At 58.2% G+C, this 20,140-nt stretch carries 12 protein-coding genes, 2 tRNA genes and 1 pseudogene; 14 read left to right on the top strand and 1 reads right to left on the bottom strand.

Annotation, left to right across the window (positions count from 1 at the left end; all coding sequences use genetic code 11):
• Positions 1–58: 58 nt before the first annotated feature.
• From AXE65_RS07160 to AXE65_RS07225, 14 genes are all read left to right on the top strand, one after another.
• Positions 59–1,780 (top strand): tetratricopeptide repeat protein, encoded by a 1,722-nt coding sequence (locus AXE65_RS07160; protein WP_068390117.1) that lies wholly within the window; start codon positions 59–61, stop codon positions 1,778–1,780.
• Complete coding sequence (gene lolB, locus AXE65_RS07165) at positions 1,780–2,394, top strand: lipoprotein insertase outer membrane protein LolB (RefSeq protein WP_068390120.1); 615 nt, start codon at positions 1,780–1,782, stop codon at positions 2,392–2,394. The genes AXE65_RS07160 and lolB overlap by 1 nt, the downstream gene beginning before the upstream one ends.
• Before the next feature lie 3 nt (positions 2,395–2,397).
• The gene (gene ispE / locus AXE65_RS07170; protein WP_193393239.1) at positions 2,398–3,264 is read left to right on the top strand and encodes a 4-(cytidine 5'-diphospho)-2-C-methyl-D-erythritol kinase; all 867 of its coding nucleotides are present in this window, start codon (positions 2,398–2,400) and stop codon (positions 3,262–3,264) included.
• A tRNA-Gln gene (locus AXE65_RS07175) sits at positions 3,255–3,329 on the top strand. The genes ispE and AXE65_RS07175 overlap by 10 nt, the downstream gene beginning before the upstream one ends.
• A 22-nt stretch (positions 3,330–3,351) precedes the next feature.
• A tRNA-Gln gene (locus AXE65_RS07180) sits at positions 3,352–3,426 on the top strand.
• A 22-nt stretch (positions 3,427–3,448) separates the two neighbouring features.
• Entirely contained in the window at positions 3,449–4,390 is a 942-nt protein-coding gene (locus tag AXE65_RS07185; protein ID WP_068390123.1) for a ribose-phosphate pyrophosphokinase, read from the top strand.
• Between the two features lie 88 nt (positions 4,391–4,478).
• Positions 4,479–5,090 (top strand): 50S ribosomal protein L25/general stress protein Ctc, encoded by a 612-nt coding sequence (locus AXE65_RS07190; protein WP_068390126.1) that lies wholly within the window; start codon positions 4,479–4,481, stop codon positions 5,088–5,090.
• A gap of 6 nt (positions 5,091–5,096) precedes the next feature.
• A complete protein-coding gene (gene pth / locus AXE65_RS07195) occupies positions 5,097–5,687 on the top strand; it encodes an aminoacyl-tRNA hydrolase (RefSeq protein WP_068390128.1) in 591 nt (196 codons plus the stop codon).
• 38 nt (positions 5,688–5,725) lie between these two features.
• Positions 5,726–6,826 (top strand): redox-regulated ATPase YchF, encoded by a 1,101-nt coding sequence (ychF, locus tag AXE65_RS07200; RefSeq protein ID WP_068390131.1) that lies wholly within the window; start codon positions 5,726–5,728, stop codon positions 6,824–6,826.
• A 259-nt stretch (positions 6,827–7,085) separates the two neighbouring features.
• Positions 7,086–10,166: a BPTD_3080 family restriction endonuclease gene (locus AXE65_RS07205; RefSeq protein WP_153015413.1), complete on the top strand. Its 3,081-nt coding sequence runs from the start codon at positions 7,086–7,088 to the stop codon at positions 10,164–10,166.
• A gap of 1 nt (position 10,167) precedes the next feature.
• On the top strand, positions 10,168–13,053 hold the full coding sequence (locus tag AXE65_RS07210; RefSeq protein ID WP_068390135.1) for a site-specific DNA-methyltransferase: 2,886 nt from the start codon (positions 10,168–10,170) through the stop codon (positions 13,051–13,053).
• 131 nt (positions 13,054–13,184) lie between these two features.
• Positions 13,185–15,980 (top strand): TrlF family AAA-like ATPase, encoded by a 2,796-nt coding sequence (locus tag AXE65_RS07215; protein ID WP_068390138.1) that lies wholly within the window; start codon positions 13,185–13,187, stop codon positions 15,978–15,980.
• 1 nt (position 15,981) lies between these two features.
• Positions 15,982–17,247, top strand: a complete 1,266-nt coding sequence (locus tag AXE65_RS07220; protein ID WP_068390140.1) for an ATP-binding protein — start codon at positions 15,982–15,984, stop codon at positions 17,245–17,247.
• 95 nt (positions 17,248–17,342) lie between these two features.
• The gene (locus AXE65_RS07225) at positions 17,343–19,421 is read left to right on the top strand and encodes a UvrD-helicase domain-containing protein (RefSeq protein ID WP_068390142.1); all 2,079 of its coding nucleotides are present in this window, start codon (positions 17,343–17,345) and stop codon (positions 19,419–19,421) included.
• 103 nt (positions 19,422–19,524) lie between these two features.
• Here AXE65_RS07225 and AXE65_RS07230 read toward each other — a convergent pair.
• Positions 19,525–19,874: pseudogene (locus tag AXE65_RS07230) on the bottom strand (transposase); the annotation flags it as partial.
• Positions 19,875–20,140 lie beyond the last annotated feature (266 nt).

Below are 20,140 nucleotides of genomic sequence, written 5' to 3' on the forward strand. Positions count from 1 at the left end.
CAGCGCAGGATGGCTTGTGTCATCATAGTCGCCTGTTTTTGACTGATTTTCGCCCGTCATGTACAAACTCTGTGCTTCACTGCTGGCATTACTGCTGCTCTTGGCTTGCCGTTCACAACCCCCCGCTACCGAACTTAAGGCCTACGATTTAGCGGATAGCACGCCGCAAGAAACGCCTGCCAAAGTCTATGGCTCATTCAATGCCACTACCCTGTATGCCCTGCTGGCGGCAGAAATCGCCGGACAACGACAGCTTCCAAGCCTGGCGCTGGAGACCTATCTGGAGCAGGCACGCGCCACCTTAGACCCCGGCATTGCCGAACGGGCGCTGCAAATCGCTGAATACCTGCGCGACAGCCCATCGGCGCAAGAAGCCGCACTGATTTGGGCAAAAGCCGCGCCACAAGAGCGTGCCGCGCAGCGCAGCGCCGCCATTCATTTGGCCTTGGCCGGTCGGCACATCGAAGCCAGCGAGTATATGGAGCGGGCGTTGGATAACAACAGCGAGCGCTTTGATTTTCTTGAGCTGGGTCATTTGGGTGACGACCCGCAAGGCCGCGCTGATTTATTGCAAAGCTTGGATATTTTGTTAAAAAAATATCCAGAAAACACACAAGTCATATTAAGCAAAGCACAGCTTTTGTCGCAAAGCGGCGAAACCGAACAGGCGCTGCAACTGCTAAGTGAACAGCACAGTAAAAAAAATAGCCATACTGCCGTGCTGTTGCACAGCCATTTGCTGCAAACCTTAAGCCGCAGAAGCGAAGCCTTAGATCTGCTATCACAAGCCTTAAAGCAAAGTCCAAGCGACCTGCGCTTGCGCTTTGCCCGCGCGAAATTACTGCTGGAAGAAAACCGCCTGCCCGAAGCGCATGACGACCTTATTCACCTGCTGGCGCAGTCGCCAGAAGACGACTCACTGCGCTACATGCTGGCGCAGATTTACCTTGAGCAACAGGCTTGGCAAGAAGCCATTGCTTATTTGGAAGAACTTATCGAGCGGGAAAACTATCTGGATGCGGCGCACTTTAGCCTTGGCCGCGCCTTTGCAGCCCAAGGCGACAGCGAAAGGGCATTGACTGAGTACGCACAAGTAGCAGACAGCGACTACTACCTGTCCGCACAGTTCCAAAGTACCGATATTTTGCTGGCACAAGGACGCGCTGAAGAAGCGCAGCAACGCCTTGCCGGATTGCGCGAAAACTTAAGCGAGTACCGCCCGCAGCTCTATCAAATGGAAATCGAACTTTTGACCAAGCACGGTCAATACCCGGGCGCGCAAATAATTGCTAAACAAGCGCTGGAAGAGTTTCCAGGCACCCCGGAATTACTCTACGCGCGCGCCATGCTGGCGGAAAAACAGAACGATTTAGCGCAGCTTGAGCGCGATTTATGGAGCATTATCGAGCGCGACCCTAGCAGCAGTATGGCACTCAATGCGCTGGGCTATACGCTGGTAGACCGCACCGACCGCTTGGACGAAGGCAAATCCTTGATTAAACAGGCACTCGCCTTATCGCCAAACGACCCGGCCATTCTCGACAGCCTTGGCTGGGCGCATTACCGTCTGGGCGAGTTGAATGAGGCCGAACCCTTGCTGCGCAAAGCGCTGGCCGAATTTCCAGACGCGGAAGTTGCCGCCCATTTGGGCGAAGTGCTCTGGCAACTCGGCAAACGCCGCGAAGCGCGTAAAATCTGGCGCGAAGCGCTTGGCAAAGACCAGACGCACAGCATCTTACAAAACACCATCTTGCGCCTGACCGGCAAAGCCAAACCCTGATGAAAACACCGCTGTTACTTTTCCTGCTATTGCTGCTGGGCGGATGCGGCCTGTTTTGCACGCAGCCGCCCGCCGCCGATAAGCCACTGTCTTGGCAAGCGCAGCAAGAGCAAAACCGCAGGCTGGAGCATTTTCAAATCAGCGGCAAAATCGGCATTCGTGCACCGCGCGAATCCGGCAGCGCCAATCTTTTTTGGCAGCAGAGCCAAGATTATTTTGATATTCGCCTAAGCGGCCCGTTAGGACGCGGTGCCGCGCGTTTGCTCGGCAACCCAGAGCAGGCACGCCTTGAGGCGGCGGGTGAGATCAGCGAAGGTCCGGCGCAAACCCTGCTTAGCGAACGCTTGAACTTGGAATTGCCACTGGATGCTCTTCACTGGTGGCTGCGCGGCCTGCCCGCACCCGGCAAAAACTTGCAATTACAGTTAGATACCCACAATCGTCTGGCGCAGCTTAATCAACAAGGCTGGCAGATTGATTACCCCAGTTACCAGTTTGAGCAAGGCTACTGGCTGCCCGAACGGCTGAAAATCCGCGGGCATAACCTGTTGGTTACGCTGGTTATCAAACAGTGGGACTTAGCGCCCTCCCCCCTGCCGCAAACAGCCCGCTAACCTGTGCTTTGTATTCCTGCCCAAGCCGAACTGGTTTTGCCCGCCCCGGCCAAGCTCAATCTGTTTTTGCACGTCATCGGCCAGCGTGAAGACGGCTATCACCATCTGCAAACCCTGTTTCAGTTTTTGGATTACAGCGATGAAATCGGCCTCGCCTGCCGCCAAGATGGGCAAATCATCCTGCATACACCGCTTGCCGGTGTCGAAGGTAAAGACAATCTACTAGTACGCGCCGCCAAGCGGTTACAGGAACAAAGCGGCTGCCGCTTAGGCGCAGACCTTTGGCTTAATAAGCGCTTGCCGCAAGGCGCCGGTTTAGGCGGTGGCAGTTCCGATGCGGCGACGGTGTTACAGGGGCTAAATCGACTGTGGCAGCTTAATCTTTCCAGCGAGCAACTGGCCGCGCTAGGGTTGCAATTGGGCGCCGATGTACCGGTTTTTATCCACGGTAAAGCGGCGCTGGCCTTTGGTGTGGGCGAACAACTACAGCCTGTTGATTTGCCCGAGCCTTGGTTTGTGGTCGCCGTACCGCCGGTATCGATCAGCACCGCCGCCGTTTTCAGCGACCCCAACCTGCGCAGAAACAGCCCAAAGCTGAGCGCGGATCAATTATTAAGCATGCCTTGGCGCAATGACTGCGAACCGGTTGTTTTAGCACGTTATCCGCAAGTTCGCCGCGCTTTGGCGATGTTGCCCGCACAGGCTGAATTTCGTTTAACCGGCACCGGCGCTTGTTTGTTTTCAGGCTTTGCAAAGAAAGAAGATGCTGATAGAATGCTGCGCCTGTTTGCGGTGGAGCTAAAAGGTTTTGTTGCCAAAGGCTTAAATCGTTCACCACTGCATCACAGATTGAAAGCTAAAGGGGCGTAGCCAAGCGGTAAGGCAGCAGGTTTTGATCCTGCCATGCGTTGGTTCGAGTCCAGCCGCCCCTGCCATATTCCAATCCTCTTAAGTAGAAGGGGCGTAGCCAAGCGGTAAGGCAGCGGATTCTGATTCCGCCATGCGTTGGTTCAAATCCAGCCGCCCCTGCCAACAGCAAAAGGCCAGTATTTCCGTGTCCAAGATGATGGTCTTCAGCGGCAACGCCAATCTGGATTTGGCGCGTCGCATCGTGCACCAATTGCATATTCCCTTGGGTAATGCCACCGTCAGCAAGTTTTCCGACGGTGAAATCAACGTTGAAATCAACGAAAACGTGCGCGGCAAGGATGTCTTTATCATCCAGCCAACCTGTGCACCCACCAACGATAACCTGATGGAATTGGTGCTGCTTGCCGATGCCTTCCGCCGTTCTTCCGCCACGCGTATCACGGCCGTCATGCCCTACTTTGGCTATGCACGGCAAGATCGAAGACCACGTTCGGCGCGGGTGGCCATCAGCGCCAAAGTCGCCGCCGATATGCTCAGCGTGGTGGGTATTAATCGCGTATTGACGGTGGATTTACACGCCGACCAGATTCAGGGCTTTTTTGATATTCCGGTCGATAACATCTACGGCTCACCGGTGCTGCTTGACGATATCGAAGACCAGCGCTTTGACAATCTGATCATTGTTTCGCCCGACATCGGCGGCGTGGTGCGTGCGCGAGCCATCGCTAAATCCTTAGGCGTAGACCTTGCCATCATCGACAAGCGCCGCGAAAAAGCCAATCAGTCCGAAGTGATGCACATTATCGGCGACATCGAACACCGCACCTGCGTGTTGGTCGATGACATGGTCGATACCGCCGGTACCTTATGCAACGCCGCCAAAGCGCTCAAAGAACGCGGCGCGGCGCGGGTGCTCGCCTACTGCACCCATCCGGTATTATCCGGCGCTGCCATCAGCAATCTGCAAAGTTCGGTGCTCGATGAACTGGTCGTCACCAACACCGTGCCGCTGTCCGCTGCGGCAGCAAACTGCGGCAAAATCCGCCAACTCGACATTGCCCCGGCGGTCGCCGAAGCGGTTCGCCGTATCAGCAACGAAGAATCCATTAGCGCCATGTTCCGTTAGGGATTTGGCAAAACCTGCCCACTTTGGGCATTACCCGTCCCCGCGCTGGTCGCAAGTGTGGGTGACGTTTTTATCTTGGAGATAAACCATGAATCAATTTGCCATCAGCGCAGAAAAGCGCTGCGACCTGGGGAAAGGTGCGAGCCGCCGCCTGCGTCGTAACCAAAGCCGCGTGCCTGCCGTGATTTACGGCGCGGATAAGCCTGCACAGTCGATCAGCCTGCTGGCCAAAGACTTTGCCAAGTTGCTGGAAAACGAAGCCGCGTTTAGCCATGTATTGGAACTTAATGTGGAAGGCGCAAAAGAATCCGTGCTGATTAAAGCACTGCAACGCCATCCCGCCAAAGAGTTTGTATTGCACGCCGACTTTTTGCGCGTGGTATCAGGCCATAAGCTCAACGCCCACGTGCCGCTGCACTTTATCAACGAAGCCACTTCCATCGGCGTGAAACAGCAAGGCGGCGAAATTTCGCACACCCTGGTGGAAGTCGAAGTCACCTGCTTGCCCGCCAACCTGCCGGAATTTATCGAGGTCGATTTGGCTGCCGTTGAAATCGGCAAGATTGTCCACCTGTCTGACCTGAAACTGCCCGAAGGCGTAGAACTTACCGCGCTGGCACACGGCAACGACTTGGCGGTCGCCAATATCCACGCTTCGCGCGTTCGTGGCGAAGACGAAGAAGCCGCACCTGCTGCCTAAGGGCTAATGAGCGCCGTGCAACTGGTGGTCGGCCTGGGTAATCCCGGAGCCGAATACCAAGGCACCCGCCATAATGCGGGTGCCGAATTCGTCGAACGTTTGGCACAGCAACAAAACTGCCGTCTAACTGCGAATAAAAAATACTTCGGGCTTTACGGCAGCTTTGTGCAGCAAGGGCGCGATATTCGCCTGCTGATTCCAACAACCTATATGAATCGCAGCGGTCAAGCGGTAGCCGCGCTCGCCGGCTTTTTCCAGATTGCGCCCGAAGCCATTTTGGTCGCGCACGATGAACTCGATCTGCCGCCTGGCACCGCGCGACTTAAAGCCGGTGGCGGGCACGGCGGACACAACGGCCTGCGTGACATTATCCAAAGCCTTGGCAAGCGCCACGATTTTTTACGGCTGCGCCTGGGTATCGGCCATCCCGGACAGGCCAGTGAGGTCACGCCCTTTGTCTTGGGACGCGCTCCACGCGGTGAACAACAACGGCTCGAACAGGCCATTGATAGCGCGCTGGATATTCTGCCTGCCGTGCTGGAAGGCAAACTCAGTGCAGCCATGCAAACCCTACACAGCAAAACCTTCCTCTCTTGAACCCCTCTCCCATCAATGGGAGATTTGGAGAAACCATTATGGGATTTAACTGCGGCATCGTCGGCCTGCCCAATGTCGGCAAGTCCACCTTGTTTAACGCGCTGACCCGAGCGGCCATTGCCGCAGAAAACTTCCCGTTCTGCACCATCGAACCTAATTCCGGCGTCGTCGCCATGCCCGACCCGCGGTTAAATGCACTGGCCGCTATCGTAAAACCGGAACGTGTTATCCCCACCAGCATGGAATTTGTCGATATTGCCGGATTGGTCGCCGGTGCCTCCAAAGGCGAGGGACTCGGCAATAAATTTCTGGCCAATATCCGCGAAACCGATGCCATCGCCCACGTAGTGCGCTGCTTTGACGACGAAAACGTGATTCACGTATCCGCCACCGTTGACCCCCAGCGCGATATTGAAGTCATTGATTTAGAACTGATATTGGCAGACCTTGAAAGCTGCGAAAAACAATTGCAGCGGGTAACTCGCAACGCCAAAGGCGGCGACAAAGAAGCGCTCGCGCAAAAAGCGCTGCTGGAGCAACTCTGTGCCTTATTTGCTGAAGGCAAGCCCGCACGTCTACTGCTGGATAAGCTAGATAGCGAACACAAGCGTCTGCTTGACGGCTTTCATCTGCTGACCAGCAAACCGGTGATGTATATCGCCAACGTAGCCGAAGACGGCTTTGACAATAACCCGCACTTGGAGCAAGTGTGCCGTATTGCCGCCGAACAAAACGCCGTAGTGGTGCCGGTTTGCAACAAAATCGAAGCGGAAATAGCCGAACTCGACAGCGCCGAAGAAAAGAGCCTGTTCCTCGAATCCTTAGGGTTAGAAGAAGCCGGGCTTGACCGCGTGATTCGTGCCGGTTACAGGCTTTTAAATCTGCAAACCTACTTCACCGCCGGCGTCAAGGAAGTCCGCGCCTGGACGGTCAAAGTCGGCGCCACCGCCCCCCAGGCCGCCGCCGTCATCCACACCGACTTTGAAAAAGGCTTTATCCGCGCCGAAGTCGTCGGCTATGACGATTTCATCCGCTACAAAGGCGAAAACGGCGCCAAAGAGGCCGGGAAATGGCGGCTGGAAGGCAAAGACTATATCGTCAAGGATGGCGACGTAATGCACTTTAGGTTTAATGTCTGACGATTTTGGCTGGATCAGAGCAGGACGCTGTTGCAGGACTGGCCGTACTACCTGAGTGCGGCGGAGGGCAGCAGCACAGCATAGGGAAGAGTTGGCCGGGTGTTGCAGAACGAATGGACAGGGCGGCCTTTTCCTTTTCTGGGTAGAGCCGTTGTCCCTTGAATGCCGTTCCCTTGCCATTTGCCTTTGCCCAAGGATGGTCGCTGGGAAATGGGTAAACAATGGATTAAATGGGGGTAATTATGAGGGGATTAAAGAAGTGAGTGACCAGTTCTTCAAGCAGCCTATTCTCAATTCTCCATACGGCTACCCGTCTTTGCACTGGGAGCTCGACGAGAAGGGGCAACCCACCCAGAAAATCGTCGAATCTCGTCGAGCATCCAGCTTCATTAGCCCGATTCCAAAACCACGCCGGCACCAGGGTGAGCAGGCTGCTCTGGCGCTGGATGAAGTTGAGAACTTGTCTGACGACGGGCAGCGCTACCGACACTCTGAACTGATCAATTTGGTGCGGCGCGAGGTCGATGCCTGGCGTCGCTTGCCACCAGCGCAGTGGCGCGTCACTCCTGAAACAGCCCGGTTACTGGAACATTGGCGAAATCACAAATTCGCTGGTGTGCGCCCGTTCTTCTGCCAGGTCGAAGCGGCCGAGACCGCCATCTGGCTGACTGAGGTCGCCCCGCAGCTTGGCAAGAACGGCGAGCGCTTCCTCGATCCCCTGAAAAAGGCCAGTCACGATGCCAATCCCGGCTTGATGCGTCTGGCGCTGAAGCTGGCCACCGGTGCCGGTAAGACCACGGTCATGGCCATGCTCATTGCGTGGCAGACGGTCAATGCCGTGCGCCATCCGCAGAGCAAGAAATTCACTCGTGGTTTCCTGTTGGTCGCCCCTGGCCTGACCATCAAGGATCGTCTGCGCGTGCTGCTGCCCAATGATGCGGACAGCTACTACGCCAGCCGGGAGATCGTGCCCCGCGACATGCTGGCGGATCTGGACAAGGCCAAGATCGTCATCACCAACTACCACGCCTTCAAGCTGCGCGAGCGCATGGAGTTGTCCAAAGGCGGTCGTCGCTTGCTGCAAGGCCGTACTGGCAGCGAGCTGGACACGCTGGAAACCGAAGGCCAGATGCTCCAGCGGGTGATGCCGGAATTGATGGGGCTGAAGAACATCCTTGCCATCAACGACGAGGCACACCACTGCTATCGCGAAAAGCCGCACGCTGCGCAGGACGACGAGAATCTCGACAAAGATCAGAAAGCCGAAGCCGAGGAGAACAACGAAGCCGCACGGCTGTGGATCTCCGGCCTGGAGGCAGTCAACCGCAAGTTGGGCTTGCAACAGGTGATCGACCTGTCGGCCACGCCGTTCTTCCTGGCCGGATCCGGCTACGTGGAAGGCACGCTGTTTCCCTGGACGATGAGCGACTTCTCGCTGATGGACGCCATCGAATGCGGCATCGTCAAATTGCCGCGTGTGCCGGTGGCCGACAACATCCCCGGTGCGGAAATGCCCGTCTACCGCGAGCTCTGGAAGCACATCGGCAAAAAAATGCCGAAGAAAGGGCGCGGCAAGAACGCCCAGCTCGATCCGCTGGCCATCCCGGTGGAATTGCAGACCGCGCTGGAAGCCCTGTACGGGCATTACCGCAAAACCTTTGATGCCTGGAAGCAGGCCGGCATCAACGTACCTCCGTGCTTCATCGTGGTGTGCAACAACACCGCCACGTCCAAACTGGTGTTCGATTACATCTCCGGCTTTGAGCGCACCAATGAAGACGGCTCCATCACGCGCGTACCGGGGCGGTTGGAGCTGTTGCGCAACTTCGACGAACATGGCGAGCCGCTGGCGCGCCCGAACACTTTGCTGATCGACAGCGAGCAGCTCGAATCCGGCGAAGCGCTGGACGACAACTTCCGGGGCATGGCTGCTGACGAGATCGAACGCTTCAAGCGCGAGATCATCGAGCGCACCGGCGACCGTCGCCAGGCTGAGAACCTGAGTGACAGCGAACTGCTGCGCGAAGTGATGAACACCGTTGGCAAGCAGGGTCGCCTGGGTGAGCAAATCCGCTGCGTCGTGTCGGTGTCCATGCTCACAGAAGGCTGGGATGCCAATACCGTCACCCACATCCTTGGTGTTCGTGCGTTCGGCACCCAGTTGCTGTGCGAACAGGTGATTGGCCGTGCCCTGCGTCGCCAATCCTATGAGTTGAATGAGCAAAACCTGTTCGACGTGGAGTACGCTGATGTCTTCGGCATTCCCTTCGATTTCACCGCCAAGCCGGTTGTCGTCACGCCGCCCAAGCCCCGCGAAACCATTACGGTCAAGGCACTGCGCCCGGAACGCGACCCTTTGGAAATCCGGTTCCCTCGCGTGCAGGGCTATCGCGTCGAACTACCAGAAGAACAACTCGAAGCCGAGTTCAACGGCGACCTCCACCTCACCCTAACACCGGACATGGTCGGCGCAACCCAGACCCACAACGCCGGCATCATTGGCGAGGCGGTGGTGCTGGACATCAAGCATTTGCAAGACGTACGCCAGTCCACCTTGTTGATGGAGCTGACCAAACACTTGCTGTTCCAGCACTGGCGCGACCGAGGCCAGGATGCGCCAATTGCCTTGTTCGGTCAGCTCAAGCGCATCGTGCGCCAGTGGCTGGACGAATGCCTGGAATGCAAGGGCGGCACCTACCCGGCGCAGTTGATGTACCGCGAACTGGCAGACACGGCCTGCCAGCGCATCACCAAGGGCATTACCGCAAAGGAGTTGCAGAAAGGCCGGCAGGTCAAGGCCATCCTTGACCCATTCAACCCGACTGGCAGCACCGCACACGTGCGCTTCAACACCTCTCGCCCGGGCAGCGAACGCTGGGAAACCCTCGGCGTGGAGAACCAGCCGAAGAACCCGGTCAACTGGGTGATCCTGGATAGCGGCTGGGAATCCGAATTCTGCCGCGTCGCCGAGTCGCACCCCAAGGTGCTGGCCTACACCAAGAACCACAACCTCGGTCTGGAAGTGCCCTACCGCTTCGGCTCGGCCAACCGACTCTACATCCCGGACTTCATCGTGCAAGTGGACGACGGTGGCGGCAAGAACGACCCGTTGAACCTGATCGTCGAGATCAAGGGCTACCGGCGCGAAGATGCGAAGGAGAAAAAGTCCACCATGGACACCTACTGGATTCCCGGCGTGAACCACCTCGGCACGCACGGTCGCTGGGCCTTCGTCGAGTTTGGCGACGTGTACGAAATGCAGGAAGACTTTGCCAAAGAGGTCGAGACGAAGTTCAAGCAAATGATTGAAGCGGCTGCGCCGGGAAACAAGGAACACTGAGATGGCAAGCAAGAAAACCCAGAAGCCTGGCAAGGGTATCGAACAGATCACGCATACCGAGGCCAAACGCAAGAACATCCCGACGGTGGAGCATCAGTCAGTCATGCAACACCACGAGCAAGCGCCGGTGAAGGTCATGTATCCGCGAGGTAGCGACGATCTGAATGATGAAAAGACCCTGCGTAACCGTGATCTGGATCCGCAACTGGTTTGGCGTGGCAAGGATCAACAGGATTGGTCAGATCTCGTCGTCAATGCGCCGCCACTGTACATCCAGGAAAAGGTCAAACCCAAGGTGCTGATCGACGACCTGCACCGCCAGACCGAAGAACGACGCGAAGCCGCCGCGCCGCAACAGGACTCGCTCGACTTGTTCGGCGACTTCAACGGCCTGCCCGAAGGCGCGGATCGAACCGAGTTCTACCAGCACGAAGGGTACTGGCAGAACCGCATGATCTTGGGTGACAGCTTGCAGGTGATGGCGAGTCTGGCCGAGCGTGAGGGGCTGCGCGGCAAGGTGCAGTGCATTTATTTTGATCCGCCGTATGGCATCAAATTCAACTCAAACTTCCAGTGGTCAACGACCAGCCGCGATGTGAAGGACGGCAACGCCGGGCATATCACCCGCGAGCCGGAGCAGGTGAAGGCGTTTCGGGATACCTGGCGTGATGGGATTCATTCGTATCTGACGTATTTGCGTGACCGGCTGATGGTGGCGCGGGATTTGTTGACGGAATCCGGGTCGATTTTTGTGCAGATTGGCGATGAGAATGTGCATCGCGTGCGGGCGGTGATGGATGAAGTGTTCGGCGACGAAAATTGCTTTGCAACAATTACGTTCAAGAAGACTGGGGGTCAAAGCTCCGCACAGATTGCAGCAGTTTCGGATTACATACTTTGCTATTCGCGGAATTTGAAGAAAAACAAGGCTCGTCAGCTTTATGCGAAGAAAAATCCAGGTGAAGAAGGTGCCACAAATTACACTTGGATTGAAGATGCGAACGGCTTGCGTCGCCCCTTGAATGCATCCGAAAAACAGGAAAGCCAGTCCGTTCCATCTGATGCGCGAATCATGCAGCCATACCCAATGTTTTCCGATGGAAAGTCAGTGAAAGATATTCCATTTGTGTGGAGGTCTAACGAATACAAGCCATCGGGCAATGCGCACTGGAAGACCCATGCTGATGGATTGATGCGTGTAGCCAAGGCCGATAGATTCATAGCGCAAGGAAAGACTTTGCGCTTCATAAATTACCTAGAAGACTATTCTGTCACGCCAATCATAAATTTGTGGACAGATACGCAAATAAGCGGATTCGGTTCTGATCGAATCTATGTGGTACAGACACTGCCCAAAGTTATTGAGCGGTGCATTTTGATGTGTACCGACCCCGGCGACCTCGTGCTCGACCCCACTTGCGGCTCCGGCACCACCGCCTACGTCGCCGAACAATGGGGCCGCCGCTGGATTACCATCGACACCAGCCGCGTCGCGCTGGCACTGGCTCGCGCCCGCATCATGGGCGCGCGCTATCCGTACTACCTGCTGGCCGACTCCCGCGAAGGCCAGTTGAAAGAAGCCGAAGTCACCCGCAGCGCGCCGTCAAGCCAATCTACTTACGACAACATCGCTCACGGCTTCGTCTATGCGCGCGTGCCACATATCACGCTCAAGTCCATTGCCAACAACGCCGAAATCGACGTTATCTGGGACAAATTTCAGACCGTGCTGGAACCGCTGCGCGACGCGCTGAACAAGGCGCTTGGCAAGCAGTGGCAAGAATGGGAAATCCCGCGCGAGATTGACACCAAGTGGAACGACGCGGCGAAAAAGCTGCACGCCGACTGGTGGCAACAACGCATCGCCCGCCAAAAGGAAATCGACGCCTCCATCGCTGCCAAGGCCGAGTTCGAGTCCCTCTACGACAAACCCTACGAGGACAAGAAGCGCGTGCGCGTGGCCGGCCCCTTCACCGTGGAATCGCTCAGCCCGCATCGCGTATTGGGCGTGGATGAGGAAGACAACCTGATCGACCACGTGGCCGAGACCCAAGCCGAATACGGTCAGGACTTTGCCAGCCTGATCCTGGCCAACTTGCGCACCGCTGGCGTGCAGCAGGCGCACAAGGCTGACAAGATCGAATTCACATCATTGGAGCCGTGGCCGGGCGACTTGATCTGCGCCGAAGGCCGCTATCTGAAAAACGGACAGGTCAAGCGTGCCGGTATCCTGGTCGGCCCAGAGTTCGGTACCGTTACCCGTGCAGACTTGGTCGATGCCGCCCGCGAGGCGGGCGATGCCAATTTCGACGTACTCATCGCCTGCGCCTTCAATTACGACGCACCGGCCAGCGAATTCAGCAAGCTGGGCCGCATCAACGTGCTCAAGGCACGCATGAACGCCGACTTGCACATGGCCGAAGACCTGAAGAACACCGGCAAGGGCAACCTGTTCGTGATCTTCGGCGAACCGGATGTGGACGTGCTGGACACCCAAGGCCGCAGTATCCGCCGATACGATGGCAAACGCGACGTCATCGACGTGCCAGCCGACGAGCAGCTAGTGGTCAAGATCAACGGCGTAGACGTGTTCCACCCCAGCACCGGCGAGGTCCGCAGCGACGGCGCGGACGGCATTGCCTGCTGGTTCCTGGACACCGACTACAACGAGGAATCCTTTTTCGTTCGCCACGCCTACTTCCTCGGCGCGAATGACCCGTACAAGGCGCTGAAGACCACACTCAAGGCCGAAATCGACCCCGACGCCTGGGCAACGCTCAACAGCGACACCTCGCGCCCATTCCCGCAGCCCAGCACCGGGCGGTTTGCGGTGAAGGTCATCAATCACCTCGGGGATGAGGTGATGAAGGTGTTCAAGGTACAGTGATGGCGAATACAACTGAGGCGCGCGCCTACAACGAACTGGTGGGAGCGTGGAGTGGCATGGAACAGGCGGCGAGCGAGGCCGGGGTGCTTGGCGCGCAAACACAACTGGATATCTGATCGAGAGAATGACGCATGGCAACGACCGAATGGCCTTATCCCGGTTCCCGTTGGTGGAAGTTCGACTTCCATACCCATACGCCGGCCTCTAAAGACACCAACGGCTGGCAGCGGGCGATAGGCACGCCCAATGCATTGACGCCTGAAACGTGGCTGCTCAAGTACATGGCCGCGCAGATCGACTGCGTGGCCGTGACGGACCATAACAGCGGTACTTGGATCAACCTGCTCAAGGCCGCCTATGCGGCCATGAAGGCGCTGGCCGATCAGGGGCAGCCACCTGCCGGCTTTCGGGAGCTGACGCTGTTCCCCGGGGTGGAAATCTCCACCCAGGGCGGCGTGCATGTGCTCGCTGTTCTCGATCCCACAGCAACCACCAGCGCTATCGACACCTTGCTGGGAAGCGTGGGCTATCAAGGCACCAAGGGTGACAGCGACGGCGTAACCAGCCGAGGGATCACCGAAGTGATCCAGGCCATTCTGGCTGCTGGCGGGGTTGCGATCCCGGCACACGCCGATGCGCGGAAAGGGCTGCTGCAGTGCCGTGCGGGTTCCAGTCAAAGCCAGCTCGATGCCAACACCCTGCGCCAGGTCATTGCCGTGGAGGGGCTACAGGCTGTCGAGTGGTGCGATAACGCCAGTCCGTGGCCCGACTGCGTCGCCCAGGCCGCTTCTCGCTTTGCGCGGGTATTGGGCAGCGACTGCCACAGCTTTCAGGGAGCGGCTGTTCCCGGCAGCCGTTACACCTGGGTCAAGATGGCCAGCCCGACGCTCGAAGGGCTTCGTCTGGCCTTGCTGGATGGCAATGATGTGTCGATCCGGCGCAGTGATGAAGGAGCATTCGACCCCTTTCGGGTACCCGCCCATGTCATCACCGCCATCGAAATCGAGAATGCGCGTTACATGGGCAATGGCCAGCCGGCAAGACTGGCTTGCTCGCCGTTTTTCAATGCGGTGGCTGGCGGCCGTGGAACGGGGAAGTCCACCGTCGTGCATGCCCTGCGGCTGGCGGCGCGGCGCGACCAGGAATTGACGGCGCTGGGCCAGGGCAACGAACCGCGTGCGCATTTCGATGCCTTCCGCAAGGTTGTCAATGCTCGTGACGACAAGGGCGCGCTGCGTGCCGATACCGTTATCCGTGTGCAGTGGCAGCACGAGGACGTGCGGCTTCGCTTGCTGTGGCGAGCCGATGGCCAAGGCACGGCGGTGGAAGAATGGCGGGACGACCGGTGGCAGACGTCTCCCAGCCAGAGCGTGAATCCGGCACGCTTCCCGCTGCGCATATTCTCCCAGGGGCAGATTGCGGCCTTGGCCGGCAGTGGGCGGCAGACCCTGCTGTCGATCATCGATGAGGCCGCCAACGTCGAATCGCTGCGGCAGGCCCTTGACGAGGCGCAACGGACCTTCTTTACCCAGCGCGCCCGATTGCGTGAGCTGGACGGCAAGCTGGCTGGCCAAGCCGAGGTCGAGCGTAAACTGGATGAGGCCGGCAAGAAGCTGGCGGCGCTGTCGCAGGCCGACCATGCCGCAGTGCTGCGCGCCTATGCACAGGCACAGCACCAGGCCAGGGAAGTGAAGACGCTGTTCGAGCAATTGAAGGACATCGCCACCCGCATTGCCGAGCTGCCGGAGAACATCGGACTTGATGACTGGCCCAGCCAGCACTTCACCGAGCAGGATACCGACCTGTTGGCGTGGCGCAAGGATGTCGACCTGCAGGTGGATCAGCTTCGTCTCGATCTGCTGGAGCGGGCACGCAAGCTCGACGCCAGTATCGAGTCGCTACAAAAGGATGATCGGCTCGCGCAGTGGAAAGCGCGTGCCCTGGCGGCGCAGCAGGCGCACACCGCACTGCAAGAACAACTCGTTGCGCAAGGCGTCAGCGACCCGCAGGCCTTTGCACGCCTGACACAGCAACGCCAGCAACTGGAACTCCAGCGCAAGGCTCTCCAGCAGATGCAGGGTGACCGACAGACGCTGGCACAGCAGATTGACGCGCAGCGAGCACGGTTGACGCAGAAGCGGCAAGCCATCACGCAGGCGCGCCAGACGTTTATCCAGAACGCGCTGGCGGGTAATCCGCATGTACGGATTGCCGTGGTGCCCTTCGGGTTCGAGGCCAAACAGATCGAACGCGAGTTGCGCGAATTGATCGAGGCGACCGACGAGCGCTTTGCCGACGACATTCTGCTGACGGAGGACGGCGAGGCCTCCAGCGGCATGGCATTCGATTTGGCGCAGGCGGATGAGCCTGGCAAGATCGGGGCTGTCGATAGCGTCAAGCAACGGCTATTGGACGTCGATGCCACCCTGGGTGGTCGTCTGCGCAATTATCTGCAACGCAAGCATGAGAAGCCGGAGTTCGCCGACCATGTCTTGGCCTGGTTTCCAGAAGACGACCTGCGGATCGAGTACCAGCGCGATCATCGATGGACCTCCATCAGCCAGGGGTCGCAGGGACAGCGTTCGGCCGCATTGCTGGCCTTCCTGCTGGCTTTCGGCGAGGAGCCCATCGTGCTCGACCAGCCCGAGGACGATCTCGACAACCACCTGATCTACGACCTGATCGTGCGTCAGATTCGGGAAAACAAGTTGCGCCGTCAGCTCATCATCGTCACGCACAACCCCAATGTGCTGGTCAACGGCGATGCGGAGCTGGTGCATGTAATGGAGTTCGGGCGTGGACAGTGTTTTGTGCAGCAAAGCGGTGCCTTGCAGGAATCGGCCGTGCGTCGTGAGGTCTGCCGCGTGATGGAAGGCGGACACGAGGCGTTTGCGCGGCGCTGGAAGCGACTGGGACCGGAGGTTTGATATGTTGGCGACCCGTAGCGAACTGATCAAAAAGATCCGGCTAGGCGAAGACAGCTTCCTGGAACTGAAGGAAGTCCGATTTGCCGGCGACAAGATACGAGGCCCTTCACAGAACGACCTCGCCGATGAACTGGCTGCGTTTGCCAACAGCTCGGGCGGCGTGTTGCTGCTGGGCGTGGAGGACAGAAGCCGCGAGGTGATCGGCATCGAGTTGGACAGGCTCGATGCCGTGGAGGCACTGCTGCGCCAGGCGTGTGAAGACGCGATCAGGCCGTCGTTGGCCCCAGTTATCGAACGCATGACCTTGCCCGATGCCAGCGGCGTAGAGCAACCGGTCATCCGCGTCGAGGTTCTGCACAGCCTGTTCGTGCATCAAAGCCCGGGCGGCTACATGCAGCGCGTTGGCTCATCGAAACGCCCCATTCCGCCGGAACAACTGGCACGTCTGTTCCAGCAGCGCAGCCAATCGCGCTTGGTTCGCTTCGACGAAACACCCGTCGCGCGCGCCATGCTGGCTGACCTGGACGAAGCTTTGTGGCGGCGCTTCGCTCCTGCACGAAGTGCCGATGCGCCTGAGATTTTGCTGGGTAAACTTGCGATGGCGGCGCACGATGATCAAGCGGGCGTTTGGCGCCCTACAGTGGCCGGCCTACTCATGGGGAGCCATGTTGCACAGCGGTTCCTGCCAGGCGCATTCATTCAAGCAGTGGCATACCAGGGAACCAATGTTTTGCCCGCTGGCGAAGCGATGTACCAGCGCGATGTCCAGGACATCACCGGTCCACTGGACCGGCAGATCATCGACGCTTGTGCCTTCGTGCGCAAGAACATGCGCGTGGCTGCCTACAAACACGCGCAAGGTGGACGCGAGGATCTTCCACAATTCGATATGCTGGCTGTGTTCGAGGCCGTGACCAATGCGGTCGCCCACCGGGATTACTCCATGGCCGGTGCCAAGGTGCGGCTGCGTCTGTTCGACGACAGGCTGGAGTTGTATTCGCCCGGCATGCTGCCCAACACCATGACACCGGAGAGTCTGCCGTTCCGCCAGGCAGCCCGCAACGAGGCGTTGACCAGCCTGCTGGCGCGCTGCCCTATCGATGATGACACACTGGCCGTACACCGCCAGCACATCATGGACAAGCGCGGAGAAGGCGTGTCCATCATTCTTGAAACGAGCGAGCGGCTGGCGGGCCGGTGCCCCGAGTATCGTCTCAACGACGACAGCGAACTGATGCTGGTCATCTACGGCGCACGTATGGAGTAGGAACCATGAGTTTGAGCCTCCTCAAAACCCGGGGCGATTCAGTTTGAGCATCTGGATGTGTTCAATCCTCCCAAACATACTGAGTAATGGTTCACATGCAATTCCGTATCGCCGACACTTTTACCACCAGCCTCACACGCCTGACCGGCGATGAGCAAAAGGCCGCGAAGAGCACTGCCTTCGATTTGCAGGTGGATCCAGCCAGCAACGGCATGCGCTTCCACAAGCTCGACAGAACCAAAGATCCGAACTTCTGGTCGGTGCGTGTTAGCCGCGACATCCGCCTGATCGTCCACAAGACCGCTGGCAGCCTGCTGCTGTGCTACGTCGATCACCACGACAAGGCCTATCAGTGGGCCGAGCGGCGCAAACTGGAAGTGCATCCGACCACCGGCGCGGCGCAGCTTGTCGAGGTCCGCGAGCGTGTCGAGGAGATCCTTGTTCCGAAGTACGTCGAGGACAGCAGGCCGGCGACGCAATGGAAGCCGAAACTGTTCGCAAAATATGGCGACGCCCAACTGCTGGCCTATGGTGTGCCGCAGGAGTGGCTGGCCGACGTGAAGGCTGCCGACGAGGATTCGCTGCTGGAACTGGCTAAGCACCTGCCCGGTGAGGCGGCCGAAGCCCTGCTTGAACTGGCGACCGGCGGCACGCCGGCGTTGCCGGAAGTGGCAGCCAAGGGGGCGGACCCATTCCAGCACCCGGACGCGCAACGGCGCTTTCGCGTCATGTCCGATATGGACGAACTGGCCCGCGCCCTGGAATACCCGTGGGACAAGTGGACGGTGTTCTTGCATCCGGCGCAGCGCCAACTGGTCGAGCGTCATTACAACGGTGCGGCGCGTGTGTCTGGCTCGGCGGGCACGGGCAAGACCGTGGTTGCCTTGCACCGGACCGTGCATCTGGCGCACCAGGACGAAGATGCGCGCGTCCTGCTTTCCACGTTTTCGGACACATTGGCCAATGCCTTGCGCGGCAATTTGTATCGGCTGATCTGGAACACGCCCAAGCTCGGCGAACGTATCGACGTGGCCGCCATGGATGCTCTCGGCATCCGCTTGTATGCGGCGGAATTCGGCAAGCCAGTATTCGCCAGTCGTGATGAAATTTCCACGCTGCTGAAGGCGGCTGCCACGCAGGTCGATGGACTGAAAGCCAACGCTGCGTTTTTGCTGTCCGAATGGGAAGATGTGGTGGACACCTGGCAAGTGGAAAGCTGGGAAGCTTACCGTGATGCCAAGCGGCTGGGTCGCAAGACGCGCTTGCCGGAGGCGCAGCGCGCCTTGTATTGGCAGGTGTTCGCCAAGGTGAAGGTGCAGTTGAAGCAGACCGGCAAGATCACTGCGGCCGAGATGTTTTCCAGGCTGGCTGAGGCAATGCCCAAGCGCAAGCATCCGGTATTCGATTACATCGTGGTGGACGAGGCGCAGGACATCGGCGTGCAACAATTGCGCTTCCTGGCGGCGATCGCTGGCAACCGCGCCAATGCCCTGTTCTTTGCCGGTGATCTTGGCCAGCGCATCTTCCAGACGCCGTTCTCGTGGAAGTCTCTGGGTGTGGATGTACGTGGTCGCTCGCGCACGCTCAATATCAACTACCGCACCTCGCACCAGATTCGCTCGCAGGCCGACCGGCTTCTCGGCCCCGAGGTCTGTGATGTGGACGGCAATGTCGAAAACCGCAAAGGTACGATTTCTGTGTTCAATGGACCGGAGCCGACCATTTTCAGCTACGCCGATGCCCGGGCGGAAAGCCAGGCCGTCGGCGTATGGTTGCAGCAATGCCGTGCCAGCGGTGTGCTGCCGCAGGAAATCGGCGTCTTCGTTCGATCCGAGAGCGAACTGTCACGCGCACAGGTGGCAGTCAAGGCCGCAGGCTTGCAGGGGCGCGTGCTCGGCAAGGACATGGCGACGGAAGAGGGCTTCGTCAGTATCACCACCATGCATTTGGCCAAGGGCATGGAATTCCGTGTGGTTGCGGTAATGGCCTGCGACGCTGAAATCATCCCTTCACAGGTGCGCATCGCCACTGCTGCTGACGAGGCCGATCTGACTGAAATCAACGACACCGAACGCCAGTTGCTGTACGTGGCCTGCACCCGTGCCCGCGATCAACTGCATGTCTCGGCGATCAAACCGGGGTCGGAGTTTCTGGAGGACTTATTGCAGAAGTAGCCCCTCGCGTCTTGGATGAGCTTGGTGGTGACAGCGTGCCTTGGCTGTGTCGCCCCAAGTAATTGCGCAACGTGCGACTTATTGATCCGGCCCACAAATAGATTCATGCGGCATATTTGACTTTGGGGTCTTGGAAGTAGGCTTTGACACGCTCTGGTTCGCAGGCCACGGAAGTTTGGCTTTCGTGCGCATCAGCACCTTGCAGCCAATGACGTGTTTGAGGTCAGCATTCAGTCGTTCTTCGGGATTAAGTTCCGGGCTGTAGCCGGGCAGATAAAACACCTTCATCTGATCTTTCAACCAAGCCTGCACCGGCTCGCAGTGATGAACACCAAGGTTGTCCAGGATCAGGAACACTTTGCGATCGCTATCCTTGATCAAGGCATCGAAGAACTCGATCAGCTTCTCGTGATTGAACGCCCCGTCGATGATCATCCAGCGCGCTTTGCCCTTGTATCTTTAACCTTCCGTTGTTCAGGTGTAGTGTTGAGATGTTATTCACAGCCTGTTATGCCCTTGGGAACGCAGTATCCCGTAGGTTAACACTTGGCGTGGATAGCATTTCTTTGTCGAAATCCCGAACAGTTGTCAGTCGGCGATGCGTTGTGCATTGACCACGTATATGCAAGGGGTCTTAGGAAGCAAACATGTTTTTATGGCATGATAACTTCCTGATATGACTGGTAAAAATAGGTACTTCAAACGTTCGAAAATCAGCG

It is taken from the genome of Ventosimonas gracilis (assembly GCF_001580025.1).
GTDB classification, from domain to species: Bacteria; Pseudomonadota; Gammaproteobacteria; order Pseudomonadales; family Pseudomonadaceae; genus Ventosimonas; species Ventosimonas gracilis.

What these genes read in the sequence shown, in the direction of transcription:
- AXE65_RS07160 (WP_068390117.1), top strand. Translation starts at nt 59, where the DNA reads ATGTACAAACTCTGTGCTTCACTGCTGGCATTACTGCTGCTCTTGGCT.
- AXE65_RS07210 (WP_068390135.1), top strand. Translation starts at nt 10,168, where the DNA reads ATGGCAAGCAAGAAAACCCAGAAGCCTGGCAAGGGTATCGAACAGATC.
- AXE65_RS07190 (WP_068390126.1), top strand. Translation starts at nt 4,479, where the DNA reads ATGAATCAATTTGCCATCAGCGCAGAAAAGCGCTGCGACCTGGGGAAA.
- ychF (WP_068390131.1), top strand. Translation starts at nt 5,726, where the DNA reads ATGGGATTTAACTGCGGCATCGTCGGCCTGCCCAATGTCGGCAAGTCC.
- AXE65_RS07215 (WP_068390138.1), top strand. Translation starts at nt 13,185, where the DNA reads ATGGCAACGACCGAATGGCCTTATCCCGGTTCCCGTTGGTGGAAGTTC.
- pth (WP_068390128.1), top strand. Translation starts at nt 5,097, where the DNA reads ATGAGCGCCGTGCAACTGGTGGTCGGCCTGGGTAATCCCGGAGCCGAA.
- lolB (WP_068390120.1), top strand. Translation starts at nt 1,780, where the DNA reads ATGAAAACACCGCTGTTACTTTTCCTGCTATTGCTGCTGGGCGGATGC.
- AXE65_RS07225 (WP_068390142.1), top strand. Translation starts at nt 17,343, where the DNA reads ATGCAATTCCGTATCGCCGACACTTTTACCACCAGCCTCACACGCCTG.
- AXE65_RS07220 (WP_068390140.1), top strand. Translation starts at nt 15,982, where the DNA reads ATGTTGGCGACCCGTAGCGAACTGATCAAAAAGATCCGGCTAGGCGAA.